Origin of the sequence: Enterobacter sp. MF024 (genome assembly GCF_005843915.1) — a bacterium.
In the GTDB taxonomy this organism is placed as follows: Bacteria; Pseudomonadota; Gammaproteobacteria; order Enterobacterales; family Enterobacteriaceae; genus Enterobacter; species Enterobacter barmai.
Map to the genome: position 1 here is coordinate 267,399 of NZ_VCBB01000006.1, position 13,979 is coordinate 281,377.

The 13,979-nt window shown below is 46.5% G+C and carries 10 protein-coding genes and 1 tRNA gene; 4 read left to right on the top strand and 7 right to left on the bottom strand.

Going from position 1 to position 13,979, the window contains the following annotated elements; translation table 11 throughout:
- The first annotated feature begins 33 nt into the window (after positions 1-33).
- From miaE to FFB58_RS13390, 4 genes are all read left to right on the top strand, one after another.
- A complete protein-coding gene (gene miaE / locus FFB58_RS13375; protein ID WP_138370127.1) occupies positions 34-792 on the top strand; it encodes a tRNA isopentenyl-2-thiomethyl-A-37 hydroxylase MiaE in 759 nt (252 codons plus the stop codon).
- A gap of 61 nt (positions 793-853) precedes the next feature.
- On the top strand, positions 854-1,528 hold the full coding sequence (locus FFB58_RS13380) for a topoisomerase II (protein ID WP_286172736.1): 675 nt from the start codon (positions 854-856) through the stop codon (positions 1,526-1,528).
- 114 nt (positions 1,529-1,642) lie between these two features.
- Positions 1,643-1,727 (top strand) — tRNA-Leu (locus FFB58_RS13385).
- Positions 1,728-1,925: 198 nt separating this feature from the next.
- Positions 1,926-3,212: an integrase arm-type DNA-binding domain-containing protein gene (locus FFB58_RS13390; RefSeq protein WP_138370129.1), complete on the top strand. Its 1,287-nt coding sequence runs from the start codon at positions 1,926-1,928 to the stop codon at positions 3,210-3,212.
- 393 nt (positions 3,213-3,605) lie between these two features.
- Here FFB58_RS13390 and FFB58_RS13395 read toward each other — a convergent pair whose 3' ends face one another.
- The 7 genes from FFB58_RS13395 to FFB58_RS13425 are packed head-to-tail and all read right to left on the bottom strand — an operon-like array spanning position 3,606 to position 13,972.
- On the bottom strand, positions 3,606-5,624 hold the full coding sequence (locus FFB58_RS13395) for an ATP-binding protein (RefSeq protein ID WP_138370130.1): 2,019 nt from the start codon (positions 5,622-5,624) through the stop codon (positions 3,606-3,608).
- Positions 5,621-7,000 (bottom strand): Shedu immune nuclease family protein, encoded by a 1,380-nt coding sequence (locus tag FFB58_RS13400; RefSeq protein ID WP_138370131.1) that lies wholly within the window; start codon positions 6,998-7,000, stop codon positions 5,621-5,623. Before FFB58_RS13400 ends, FFB58_RS13395 begins: the two co-directional genes overlap by 4 nt.
- Positions 7,001-7,009: 9 nt before the next feature.
- Positions 7,010-8,143 carry a restriction endonuclease subunit S gene (locus FFB58_RS13405; RefSeq protein WP_138370132.1) on the bottom strand — a complete coding sequence of 378 codons (1,134 nt, stop codon included), beginning with the start codon at positions 8,141-8,143 and terminating at the stop codon, positions 7,010-7,012.
- Positions 8,144-8,145: 2 nt separating this feature from the next.
- The gene (locus FFB58_RS13410; protein ID WP_138370133.1) at positions 8,146-9,624 is read right to left on the bottom strand and encodes an N-6 DNA methylase; all 1,479 of its coding nucleotides are present in this window, start codon (positions 9,622-9,624) and stop codon (positions 8,146-8,148) included.
- A gap of 2 nt (positions 9,625-9,626) precedes the next feature.
- The gene (locus FFB58_RS13415) at positions 9,627-11,429 is read right to left on the bottom strand and encodes an AAA family ATPase (protein WP_138370134.1); all 1,803 of its coding nucleotides are present in this window, start codon (positions 11,427-11,429) and stop codon (positions 9,627-9,629) included.
- A 3-nt stretch (positions 11,430-11,432) separates the two neighbouring features.
- A complete protein-coding gene (hsdR, locus tag FFB58_RS13420) occupies positions 11,433-13,748 on the bottom strand; it encodes an EcoAI/FtnUII family type I restriction enzme subunit R (RefSeq protein ID WP_138370135.1) in 2,316 nt (771 codons plus the stop codon).
- Positions 13,748-13,972: a helix-turn-helix transcriptional regulator gene (locus FFB58_RS13425; RefSeq protein ID WP_040077403.1), complete on the bottom strand. Its 225-nt coding sequence runs from the start codon at positions 13,970-13,972 to the stop codon at positions 13,748-13,750. The genes hsdR and FFB58_RS13425 overlap by 1 nt, the downstream gene beginning before the upstream one ends.
- Positions 13,973-13,979 lie beyond the last annotated feature (7 nt).

Sequence of the window (13,979 nt, forward strand, 5' to 3'; positions counted from 1 at the left end):
GCGGCAGCTTCGGCTGCCGCTTCAGGAAAAATAATGGATTACCCGCAGATACTCGCCCCTGTTTTAAACTTCCTCCAGTGTCCGACCCCGCAAGCCTGGATTGATAAAGCCCGCGACCCGGCGAACCTGCCGCTGCTGCTCACCGACCACATGGTGTGCGAGCTCAAAGCCGCCCAGACCGCGCTGTTATTAGTGCGAAAATACGTTGCCGACGAGAGCGGAGCCGACGCGCTGCTCGAGTGGCTCAGACCCTACGAAGCTTTTACTTTCCGCGAAGGCCCGGAACCGGATTTTGTCGCCCTGCACAAGCAGATTGGCAAAAGCGTGATGCCGAAGACCGACGACCCCTGGGGCCAGGCGCTCATCGACAGCATGGTGCTGTTGATTAAAGAGGAACTGCACCATTTCTGGCAGGTGCGGGAGGCGATGCTGATGCGTAACATTCCCTACGTCAAAATCACCGCCAGCCGCTACGCTAAAGGGATGCTGAAAGCCGTGCGCACCCACGAGCCGCTGACGCTGATCGACAAGCTGATTTGCGGCGCCTATATCGAAGCGCGCTCCTGCGAACGCTTCGCCGCGCTCGCACCGTTCCTCGACGAGGATTTGCAGAAGTTTTATCTGTCGCTGCTGCGCTCCGAGGCGCGGCACTATCAGGACTATTTGCGTCTGGCGCAGCAGGTCAGCGATGACGACATCACCCCACGCGTGAAGCTGTTTGGCGAGGTGGAGGCGGAGCTTATCTTATCGCCCGACACCGAGTTCCGCTTCCACAGCGGGGTGCCGGTTTAATAACAAAAGGCAGGGAATGATGAAAAAGGGTTTACGTATCGCCATCGCCGTCGTGGTGGGTATGGTGGCAGCAGGCTGGTTTTATCGCGACAACGCGCCCAGCACCGAACAGCAGCTGGATACCGCGCTCAGCAGCATGCCGGTGTGGCAGGTGATCAAGGAGCAGGAACCTGCGTTCCGCAAACAGGTGCAGGACGAGATGCTGGCTCTGCAGAAAGCGGGTAAAAACGAGCAGCAAATTATCGACACCCTGCAGCCAAAGATTTTGCACCTGCAGATGGCGCGCCTGCAAACCGCCCCGGACGCCAACGTGGTGGCGTATATGAAGCTCAACATGGAGCAGACCGCCGCCATGCAGAAGGTGAGCGATGACAGCTGCTTCCGCTTTCTCTACCCGGAGGTGAAGGGCGGCGTCAACCCGATGCGTCTGCTGGATAAGGATCTGATGCAGCGCCGCATGCAGGCCGACGTCGACATGATGCGCGCCGCCGTTGGGCCGGATAAACACACCGTGACGCCGCAGGAGATTAAACAGGCCGAGACGGATGTGGTACCGATTGTCCAGAAGCTGACGACGAAGTACGGCGACGATATCGAGTTGCTGCAGGCACCGCAAAAAGGGCAGGGCAAAGAGAAGCAGAGCTGCGACCTGGTGCAGGATCTGTGGAACAACGTGCTGGCCCTGCCGGAGCCGAACGCCGCCGGGCTGATACGCTATGCGGTGTCGGACCTGTAAGGGCTGCGTGGGTTACGCTGGTTTTTTGGACACTTAGCGAAACAACCGTACGTCGCCGCTTGCATGGCGGCGTGCGACAGGTATAATCCACAACGTTTCCGCATCCCCTTCAGTGCCGAAGTGGCGAAATCGGTAGACGCAGTTGATTCAAAATCAACCGTAGAAATACGTGCCGGTTCGAGTCCGGCCTTCGGCACCATCGGAACATCAATAGACGTCAACGGACGTCTTTTTTTGTGCCTGAAATCCAGTATCCGCAAGGCTTTCCGCGCTTTTTCACTCAACCTAAGTCAACCTGATTCAATCTACATCAACTTACTGATGAGGGTACAACTGCGGGTATATCCCGGTTCGATAATGTTTGTACCCACACAGAACCTTTGAAAGGAGACTCATCATGGCTCTGAGTGATGTGAAGGTTCGTTCGGCTAAGCCTGAAGCAAAAGCCTATAAACTTACTGACGGCGACGGTATGGTTTTGCTGGTTCATCCTAACGGCTCCAAATACTGGCGGCTACGTTATCGCTTCGGTGGTAAAGAGAAGATGCTGGCGCTTGGGAAATACCCTGAGGTTTCGCTGGCGGATGCCAGGGCGCGCCGGGACGAAGCCCGTAAGCTGTTAGCTAATGGCGTCGATCCCAGTGAAAACAAGAAAGCCGTTAAAGTAGAGCAGGAGCAAGAGGCGATAACGTTTGAAGTGGTTGCCAGAGACTGGCATGCCAGCAATCAGAAATGGTCTTCAGCGCATAGCGCTCGTGTATTGAAAAGTCTCGAAGATAATCTCTTTGCTGCTATCGGTAAGCGGAACATTGCGGAACTGAAGACGCGGGATCTTCTTGTACCCATCAAAGCTGTGGAATCATCCGGACGACTCGAAGTCGCCGCCCGTTTACAGCAGCGCACTACCGCGATTATGCGGTTTGCCGTTCAGAGCGGCTTAATCGACTACAACCCCGCGCAAGAGATTGCCGGTGCGGTTGCTACGGCGAAAAGACAGCATCGTGCTGCTCTGGAACTTAATCGCATTCCTGAATTACTTCATCGCATTGATCACTATTCTGGTAGACCGTTAACCCGACTGGCGGTTGAACTCACTTTGTTGGTTTTCATCCGTTCAAGCGAGCTGCGTTTTGCCCGCTGGTCAGAAGTAGATTTTGATACTGCCATGTGGACGATTCCGGGTGAGCGTGAACCGTTGGAAGGTGTTAAGCATTCTCAACGTGGTTCAAAGATGCGGACGCCTCATCTTGTTCCCTTATCGAGTCAGGCCATAGCTATTCTGGAAAAGATCAAAAGCATGAATGGGAATCGAGAGCTGATTTTCGTAGGCGATCACGATCCCCGTAAGCCGATGAGTGAGAATACGGTGAACAAGGCTCTTCGAGTGATGGGCTATGACACAAAAACGGAAGTCTGTGGACATGGTTTCAGGACGATGGCGTGTAGTTCGTTGATTGAGTCGGGGCTGTGGTCTAGAGATGCGGTAGAGCGGCAGATGAGCCATCAGGAGCGTAGTTCTGTGCGTGCGGCTTATATCCATAAGGCTGAACACTTGGGTGAACGCAGGCTAATGCTGCAATGGTGGGCAGATTATCTGGATACGAATCGGGAAAAGGGGGTTAATCCGTTTGATTTCTCGAAGATTGATAGAGTAAATCGGCAGGGCGACAGTTCCGCTTTATAAAATTCATTTCGTAAAGTTGGGCTCTAAGTAAAAAAGACGCCTAGTCGTAAAGTTAGCTTGACGTCTTTTTTGATCCTGCGGTTGATAAAGACCGATATTGTGCAATGTCAATCTTTACCCAACATTTTATTCGTTTTATTACAGTAACTTGGAAGCATATATGGTGTGCTCAGGCATGCAGCCATTTTTGGGGAAAAATTGATAATTCAGGCCAAAATCTAACTATGAAAAATGGAATAATTCAGTTTTTCAACGTTACTGCTCCAAAATATCGATTGCTGAAGGGCTCGTGTTTCGATAAAGCAAGATGCAAGAGTTTGTAATCCTGTACCACCAGTGCGGCCTGACATTAGCAACACAGTAAATTCTATTGCTCACTCCCCTTTACCAATCCTAAGCGGAAGGTAATCCAAGCTTGTCGAAAAATGCCCGGTTACGCTCTCTAGCCGCTTTTACTAATTGGTCAAAACTAATCACTTCAATATAGGCATGGGAAGGTTCGTTATAACCGAAATAGCCCATCCCATCAGATGTGATCCGCAGATTGGCTCGACGACAGCGCCGGTGCATGGATTCAGTAAGGTCACAAAGTACATAACAATAGCCCGGTATATCATTATTTCCCGGAATTGGGCGACCGGATTTTGTAGTTACTTTACCCTCTCGTATCCGCTCTAAATAACTGAGCGCCTGATCAATAGGGTCTTTATCTTCACCTTCTCGCATATCATTACGCATGGGGCGTTTGATTTCGATAACTGTGATGGCTGCAAGTGGAAAGCTGATCTGGTCGTTAACAAGAAGTGGATTATCAAATACTCTTAGGCTGAGCAAGTCTGGCTCTTTGGTTGATTCATTACCAGTGATTGGCATCGAATTGAGCGTTTTATCAGAAGCCAAATAGTTATGAAATGCCAAGCGCTCATCAATTAGCCAAAGGTTACAAGAGTCTAGGAAAACCTCGACGGAATCCTTGCGCATAGGCATGATTAGTTCGTGAATCATATCTTCACGGGCGTACTTTCCGTCCTCTAGCCGCTCAATAGATTTTTGTAACAGGTCGATAATAACCTTGCGGTGTGAAACGTAATTGGCAAGATCTGATTTTTTAAGGTCTCCTGCTTTGCGTAGGTAGTCGCCTAACCGTTCTTTATATTCTTCTACATGCTCCTTATTCTGAGGCAGCATGATGTCATGGCCTTCGCTCACCAACTGACGCTCCACCTCATACCACTGAGCATGCAGGTGTAACTCCAGCTCTTTGTCTGATTTTTCTGGGTCAACGATCAAAAATTCTTCTGCAACATAATTGGCAATGGGGCGATAGCGTGGAGCATGATTGTTGATAAAATCATCCACTCGTCTGCGGCCAGCCGACACGTTTTCTGCCAGAACATCTTGCAGGTACTCTTTGGTACGAATCAACACGGCTTCTCTAATGTCTTTAAAGCTTACTTCGTTGAGCATGTCCTCAACATCTTCAGCAATATCAAAGGAGGTACGCTCACTACGCACATGTTGGTTCAGGTAGTCGGAAGATATGTAACATGTATAAGTAAACTCACCGGAAACGTCAGAAATTTTTCCGTACAGTCCAGGAATTTTTCCTTGAATGGACTCTTCTTTAACCAGTCGATTAGCTGCGCAGAGTGCCAGTTGGTGTTTTTTATTAACGGATGCACGAAATTTGATATGAGTTAATTCGAATTGGTGGTCACGAATTGTTATTGTTTCGAGAAAGGCGCTGGCATGCATATGCTCTTGGAGCAAAAGATCGAGGTCAAACACCTCGTCCGCGTCTTCTAGAAGTATCTTGGGTGCGCTTCCTTGCCGTACGAAATACCATAGAACATGTTCCAGCAACTGATTGGCTATGGACTGGCCTTTTGCAGGAACCTGCTTTCGAAAGTTTTCATCAAAATCAAGCAGTTTTATAATGGTGCCAGGTTTTTCGTATGTGGCTTCTACAACCTTTTCACCGTGGACTCCCGATTTATCGTCGAAGCGAAATATGCGTTTTTTAAGCTCATCATCAACATCGAAAAAGTGGCTTTCCACTTCGACCAGACCAAACACTTTAAGCCACATCAGACGGCCAACACCCCTGCACCCCTTGTCAATTTTGTGGTCAGAATCTAGGGTTTCAAATGACTTAAAGTTCGCTTCGTCAAATCCACAGCCATTATCAATTATAGTGAAGCCGATGATTGGCGATTGGGATTTTGCGTCTAAATCTAGGCTGCCTTGAGTGGTGCGATTGATGCGAAGAATAACCTTTCCATCAGTAGTGTTATTGGTCTCCTCAATAGAATGAATGGAGTTTACCACCGCCTCAAATACTGGCATTAGGCCGTGACTCTTAGGCAATGAAGTATTTCTTAAGCGGCCCTTTAAATTTGTTTGTAGGCTCACGGTGCAGCCTCCTCTTTTTCATCGCTATTGTCGAGAAACTCGTGCAGTTGTTTTAACTTGAGTAAGAGCTCATCAAATGTAGTGATTTGCACGTTCTTCGAATTACGTCGGTACATCTCAAAAGACTTCTTCTCGTCTTCATCACTTGGCATAGTACCAATCACTAAAATACAGTGAACAGCATATGATTCAATGTCATAAATTCGATTGTTGTTCTTTATCGTGGCGATGTTTTGCTGTAGCTGATAACACTGATCAAGTACTTGTGTTACAGAGCCGGTAAGTTCTGCGGAGACGCAATAAACTGAGCCTCTGTAGGGCTTTTTGTTCAGTAATTCGGAAGAAGGTTTTTTGATTTCAATAAGTGCTAAGTTGTTCGTTATACCATTTTTTATTAGATAATCCGTGATTTTTTCGCCATCACCAGTCAAACGTTTGCCGCCAACACTTGCTTGGTCTGATATTTTTATTGCCGGGTAGCCGAAGGCAAGGCTCAAGATAAATGGGTTCTGATTGAATAGTTTCTGCCAGGTATCTTCTTTAGTCTTTTTGTTTAGCAAGTCTTCATAAGAACCAATCAAACGCTCTAATGAGACCAACTCGATATCATTTTTCAACTTGGCCAAGGTGAGTGAGTCGGTTTGTTTTACCACTGATTTGTCTTCCGTAACCATACTCATAGCTGCTTGCTTATCAGTATCCGTTATCTTGATCCGAAGCATCTTGCTAATGGCGTCATTATCTGTAGGCAATCGTTTTTGCTCCACACCCAATCGATAAGCGATATGGTTGTAGGTGGCAGCTATCTTCGTGATGCGCGCAACTTTCCGTGCTCTTTCAGTAATGCGGTTACAAGCACGACGCATTTCATCATAATCATTCAAATTTAGATGAAAATATTCATACTCAGTGCCGCCCGTTTTTTCCTTGCCAATCACAAGGCATTGGTGCTTCGCATGCTCTTCAATAGATGAAATAATCGCCTTGTATTCTTTTGTTAATCCTAGGCCATAGCGAATGTCTTTGACAAAACCTGCCGGCAAAAGCTGCAAGCATTCAAAAACCTCTTCTTTGGTATAGGGTGCTGAACCAAGGTATACTTCAACACCAATTTCATTTATTTCGTCATACTTCTGTTTTAAATAATTAGGATGGGTGGGTAAGGTATATATGGGGTAAATTAAGATAAAATTATCCTGACCGTTAAATAGTGCAATCTTTCTTTTATACTTACTAGGATCAGCCGAGTCTATTCCTGCTTCTTCTAGATCACTTATACTCGGAAGATAGAATACTTCCGTGCAGTTAGGGAATACTTCTTCAATCTCAATATTCAGCTCTTCAGGGCTGAAATCTTCGGGTAATAGCTTAGCCATGCTCCCTCCTTAGAGCTCGCCTTTAAAGGCTGAATCGAGAATTGATACTTTTAGTTGCTGCATCATTGTTATTTTCTCAGAGATTTCAGCCTTCACTCTTACAGAAATTTGGTCGACAGCATTGATCTTACTCACAATGTCCCTTTGCTCATTAAGAGTGGGAACTGGAATTTCTATTTCGGATAGAATTTTTAGATTAATGTTCTTCTGTGCTGCGGCATTCGCTTTACTGTCCAGTTGCTGCTGAAGTGTTGTTAGGAAGTAATAAAGGTAATCGGTTTCTAGCTCCGAAGAAGAAATACCAACAATACTATCAGGAAAACATGCATCCATTCCTAGAATTGCAACATCCCCAATATTGGCTGCTATTGTTAGACAGATAGTGTCCTTTGGCCACAACTTACTCTGTTGAAACCCTTTCTCATTATAACTGGTTGAAAAAGTTGTGATGTATTTTTGTGCATTTCGTACATCACCCGTTTGTATGAACGGATAATCACCACCAAACAATGATTTGTCATTGCGAGGCCTATGCTTAGACTTTCCACGCGCCACTTCAGCAACTTCATTTATTTTTCTTAATGGCCACTTATTATCACCAGAACTAAATATATTATTGAGTTCGCTTGCATAGAGTGCATCAGCAAGCGAGGCGCTTTCCTGTAAATGCTCAATGGCAACGTCGATACGGGTGAGTAGTGCATCGAGTTTTTCGACGATGCGTTTTTGTTCATCGATGCTGTCTGGTGTACATACCAACTCTGAACTAAAAGAGTTTCGATTTAGAGTAGGTACTGCTGCCCCAGATGAAAAACGAGTTAAATCAAAGATTTCAAGGAAGTATTTTATAAAGCGTGGATAATTTCCATTGAACTTCTGCACATACAGTGCTGTATTTAGTGGCCAAAAATCACTCTCAACGAAATGCACTTTACCGATCGTACCGCTTCGCCCAGTAACAACTCCAGGTCCCTCAACTTTAAATTGATCAATGTAATCTGTAACACCGTTTGCGCTATATAAAGGGATATTACCTACCGACCTTGCATGTGTTGGAAGGTCATAGCCTCTCTTAAGGACACAAACATCCTCAAATTTTTTCCAACTCCAGCCTTTTGGAACATTAACTTCAATCTGTTCCATGGTTATTTCTCCGCCAGCAGAAATTCAATTTCATCCAGCAGACCAGAAACCAGTTTTTCTTTGGTGCGAATTTTCTTAAGGATATCTTTTGGCGCTAAGTGTTCGGCATCTTTCTGTTTGGCTGGGTTTTTGGCAGATAGGTCATACTCTTCAGTCAACTTGTTGGCTGAAACCGTCCACGAATTCTCTGTGGTTTCCCGTCTGCTATATAGCGCAACAAACTTTTTCAGGTGATCATCAGTGATCGGTTTGTTTTTGGTGAGTTTTTGCTCTGGTTCGCACTCGTAATACCAAACATCGCTGGTGCAGCCGCTGCGTTCAAAAAACAGCACGTTGGTTTTTACGCCGGAATAAGGCAAAAAAACCCCAGCAGGCAAACTTAAAATGGTGTGTAGGTTAAAGTTTTCAAGCAGCTCTTGTTTTACCTGTTTAAATGCGCTGTTGGTTTGGAATAACACACCTTCTGGCACTACAACCGCCGCCTTGCCGCCGCTTTTCAGGGTCTTCATAAAATGCTGTAAAAACAGCAACTCGGTGGCGTTGCTTTGGATGGGGAAGTTTTGCTGAATCTGCGACTTTTCTTTGCCGCCAAACGGCGGGTTGGCCAGAATAATGTTGTAACGGTCTTTTTCCTGAATATCGCGAATATTCTGGGTCAGTGTATTACCGCGGAATAGATTGGGCGACTCGATACCATGCAGGATCATGTTCATCATCCCCATGACATACGCCAGGGAGGTTTTTTCATAGCCGAAGAACGTATCGCGCTGAATGAAGTCCCATTGCTCGGTGGAGAGTTCATTCTTTTTGCTCTTCAGGTGCTCAAAGGCTTCAACCAAAAAACCGCATGAACCTGCCGCCGCGTCGTAAATGCTCTCACCGGGCTTGGGGTCTATCACTTGCACCATAGCTCGCACTACAGGGCGAGGGGTGTAAAACTCACCCGCATAACCACCAGCATCGCCCATGTTTTGCAATAAGCCTTCGTAGACCAATGAAAGCTCGAATAAATCGGACTCAGACTGGAAGTTCAGACTATCCACAATATCCAGCACTTCGCGCAGGGTATGACCAGAGGCCACTTTGTTATCCAGATATTGAAATATCGCGCCAATTTTGTAGGTGAAGGATTTTGGGTTTACGCCATTTACTGTTACGTTGGCGAAGCTTTTCAGGTAAGGGAAAAGTTGACTGTTCACATAATCGGTCAGGTCATCTCCTGTTTTAGCACGCGCCAAATCCAGCTTACCATCGGCAGTTTTTGGGCAAGCCCAGGTTGTCCAGCGGTGTTCCTTATCCAGTACGGGTTGATAGTCTTTGCCGGACAATACTGCTTCGTCTTCTTTTTCGGACTCGTAATCATCGAGAAACTTCAGGAACAATACCCAAGAGGTTTGTTCTGTGTAATGCATGGCACCGCTGATACCATCGTCACGGCGCAGAATGTCGGTGATGCGGCTAATTTTTTGTTGTAGTGACATGCTTAGAGTTTTCCGATAATAAAATTGTACATATTAGTGATGTCTTCGCTGATTTCGTCAGGCGGAATCAGGTCAATATAGGCTTGTAGTTTTTCAGGATTTAAACCTTCGCCGTCGGTATTAATTAGCGGGTTGATGACATCTTTAACATTCAGCCTGCGAATATCTTCATTATCACTAGGATTGTTGGGCTGTAGATGATTACGCTGAGCAATATCACCATTATTAATCTGACCGAGAAGATGGTGATGCGCCAAAGCTGTGTATGAGAGTAAGTAGTTTTTGATTTCTCTACGTTTCCATGCAAGTAAATATGGTGTCACCCTCATACCGTGCGGCCACTGAACGGCATTGAGCAAGTTACGGTACACCTGCCCGTTCACTTGTACACCATTGGCCGCGCTCCAATCTAATACTGCTTCATCCCGATCGCATATCATAAATATTTTGGTTGTGAGCAGAGGAGACTCTATCTTGCTGAGGCTATGTAGCCAATCGATCTTACCTTTGCCAAAGGTCTCGCTTGCCGTTGTATAGCTCGAAGACTTTTTCATGGCATATACAGTGGATAGCCGGTCTACATCTAAACCTGCATGTGCTGCAAGTTTGGTAAAGATAACCCAGTCGTTGTAGTCATCTAACAACGCTATATTTGGTAGTTTGCCGCATACCTCAAACTCAACGGATTTTGCGCGTGAAAGTACACTCAGGCGATTGATCAACTGTTTAATCTTGTTGTCTTCGCTGATCCGCCCTTTTTCCACGACTTTCAGGTTTTCGATACGATTCTCTTTGGCCGAAATGGAGTCGAGAAGGTGTGTGGTAGTGATGGCGTGCCCTTTTATGCCGTGCAGCAGAGCCCAAAGTTTTTCAACGTTTTTATAGTGAAGATGAGAGTCTGCCTCATCGAATAAGAACAGGGTGCTGTCAGAGTCGAAAAGGTCAATTAGCGCATACAGGAACAGGAGCTGATATTCACCATCGCTGAGCTGATCCAGCTCGATATTGCCGTTGAATACCAGCTTGCAACGAGACTTATCTATAAAGTAGTTGTTATCAGCGGCTTGAGTAAAAAAGGCCACTTCCGGGTCCCAGCTGGTAGCTTGGGCGTTAGGCGCACCGGCTTCGTCATCGCCAGCCTGAACTCGCCTAGGGTAGTCGAAAGAAACCTGGATTAACCCATTGGCTGTGATATTGATGCTTTGCTTTCGAATGGGCTCTTCGAACTCATAGCTACGGGAAATCAGGTTTGTAATAAAGCTTTCCAGTGAACGAAAGTATGGCGTTGCACGTAGTGTGTCCGCTTCTCCACGTTCTTCACGGCTAAGTGCATCTTGCACACGTGCGATGTAGTTTTTATCAACCTTAAAAGTGCATTTCAAGATTGTACTTAGATCGTCTTTTTCTCGATCACTTCCTTCATTAATCTCAGTCTCAACTACATAATTGCGCTCAGCCAAAAAAGCCCGAACTTTTCCTTTACGCTTGATCGCGGTAGCTAAAAAAATTAACAACTTAGACCAAGACTTATCATAGTAAAAACACTCAAGGCTCAATCCTCGACCGGCTTTCCGCTCTTTATTTAGATAGGTACTGAACTTTGCTGAGTAGTTCTCGTTCTGGCCGGAGGAGAAGCACACGACCTTGAGATTTTCATGGTCTGTTCCTGCTAATCGTTGTTCAAATACTGACTGTAAAATACTGGATTTACCAGAGCCGTTCTCGCCAATCAGCGTCGCGATTTTATCAATACGGAGAGTCTGTGCATGTTGGTGCAATGGGTTTGGGGCTAAGTTCAGTTCCATTATTTAGCTCACGTGATAAAGCTGGTGTTGTAGTTGTTTGAATGCAGCGAGCAATTGCGCAGGTTTGCCGCCAAATGCCATAGAAGCATCTTTGGTGGTGCCGAGGCCGGATAGTTCAATTAGGGCTGGCAGGCGCTCACGCGCCAACTCTGTAGTGCCGTCTTGTTCATAGCGTTTCAGGACAAAATGCAGGAATTGCTTGGCCTTTGCCTCTTTGTATTGATCAAAAAAGGCGTTATTAGTCCGTACAGCCTCAGCTCTGGATCTGCGTGTAGCCATGGGTTGTTCAAACGCTAAAAATGCTAGTAGATCGAATATGTCGCAGTCGTCGGCCTCGAACATTCGACGCAGAGCGGATAGCTGCTCTTTGTCAAAGCCAGCTTGTATCAGTTTGGCCAGCAGTTGTTCGCGTAGGTCTGGGTCTGACCAGATGTCTCTGAGTTCATCGACGCTTTTGAATAGTCCTGGCAATTGTTGAATTAGCCGTTCGACAAACTCCTGAATCGAGAGAGGCTTACCATTCTCGTCGATATAGCGGGTTTCTATATCAATGACCTTGAGCTCACGGTACTTACCTAGTTTTACTTTCAGTCGTGGGTGTGGCTCGCCTGGTTCGGGTTCTGGCCTGTCGCCGCCTACTGGTGGCTCGGGTGAATAAGGTGGCGGCGTAGGTTCTCTGGTGCCACCCGGCTCGGGGGCTTGGGGCTCGCCATCCCATTCTTCGTCATAGAAGTTATTAGTCGCACCACGAAAATCCACGATGGTGAAGTAGTCTTTACCGTCGAACACTCGAGTACCACGACCAACAATCTGTTTGAACTCCACCATTGAGTCTATGGTTCGATCCAGCACTACGTTGCGTACGTTACGGGCATCAACGCCGGTAGTGAGCATTTGTGATGAGGTAATAATGGTAGGGATGTTTTTGTCATTGTCCTGAAATTTTTCCAGCAGTTCGCGACCGATCTTGCCTTCGTCACTGGTGACCCGTACACAGTAATGCGGATCTTTAACTGATTTGTTTTTATTAATCATATCGCGCATGGTTAGCGCATGATTTTGGTTTTCACAGAAGACAATAGTTTTATCCAGCGGGTTGATGTTTTGCAAAATTGCTTTCGCAACCAACTCAGTGCGTTCATCTACAATGATTTTGCGGTCGTAATCTTCTACCTGATATAAATCTTGACTAGATTCACCTTCGACGATGACATCATCATTGGTGAGAACTAATTCATCCAAATTAGTTCTAATGCGCTTAACCCGGTATGGTGTGAGAAAACCGTCGTTGATACCATCCTTTAGTGAATACACATAGGCAGGCTGGCCAAAATATTCATAGGTGTCCACGTTGTCTGTGCGTTTTGGTGTGGCAGTCAAACCCAAATGCACAGCGCTACTGAAGTGATCAAGAATGGCTCGCCAGGAACCTGCTTCATTGGCAGCACCTCTGTGGCATTCATCAATCAATACCATGTCAAAGAAATCTTTGGGATAGGCTTTATAGTAGCCATCAATGTTTTCCCGTTCCGCAATCGCCTGATAGATCGCAAAAAAGATGTGTGCGTTGGTAGGCACCACGCCATTGCGCTTGCGAACTTCCTCCCCATTAATTTTAATCAAATCTTTTTCATAGGGGTTGAAGGTGTTAATGGCTTGGTCTGCAAGGATATTACGATCGGCCAGAAACAGAATACGCGGTCTGCGCGAACCGGGGTTGTCGCGGTTCCAGCGAGCCTGAAATACTTTATGAACGATTTGGAAGGCAATGAATGTTTTACCAGTACCAGTAGCCAGTGTGAGCAAGATTCGGGATTTACCCTCACCGATTGCGTCTGTAGCGGAATGGACTGCCAGTTCCTGGTAATAACGTGGTTGCATTGCTCCTTCCAAGTGAAACGGGATGTTTCTTAGTTCTTGACTTAACCCCGTAGTTTCACTTGTATAGCGTTTTTCTAGCTCTACAGGTGTTGGATAGAACTCAATATAGTCGCCTTTGCCTGTTTCCAGATCGAATTCGTAGGTTTGCTTACCGTTGCTTGAATAGACGAAACGAACGCAAAGCTTCTTAGCGTAGTCGATGGCTTGTTGCAGGCCTTTCGTAGGATGCTCGGATTCTTTTTTAGCTTCCACCACTGCCAAATAGCGACTGTCTTTATGAAGCAGATAATCCACAAAACAACGCCGCCCACGCACACCACCTGCCATCTTTCTACCGTCGGTGAAGTAATGCTCCCGGCTGATGTTGCTCGATAGCCAACCAGCTGAAACCAAAGCTGGATCAATATAGTTCGCTCGAGTATCTGCTTCAGAGGCCATTAGGTCGCTCCTTGGTCATTTGGGCTTGGTATCAATTCCAATAGCTCACCAACAGTGCAATCAAACAGTACGCAGATCTGCTTAATGGCATTTAGATCTACCTTTTGTGCCGTCTCTTTATAGAGCAAGGTCACTGTGGCGCGGCTGAGCCCAGTTTCCCTGGCAACGTCTGCAATGCGCAATTTGTGTTCGCCCATCATTCTGGCGAGGTGGCAGCGGATCATGGCTGTG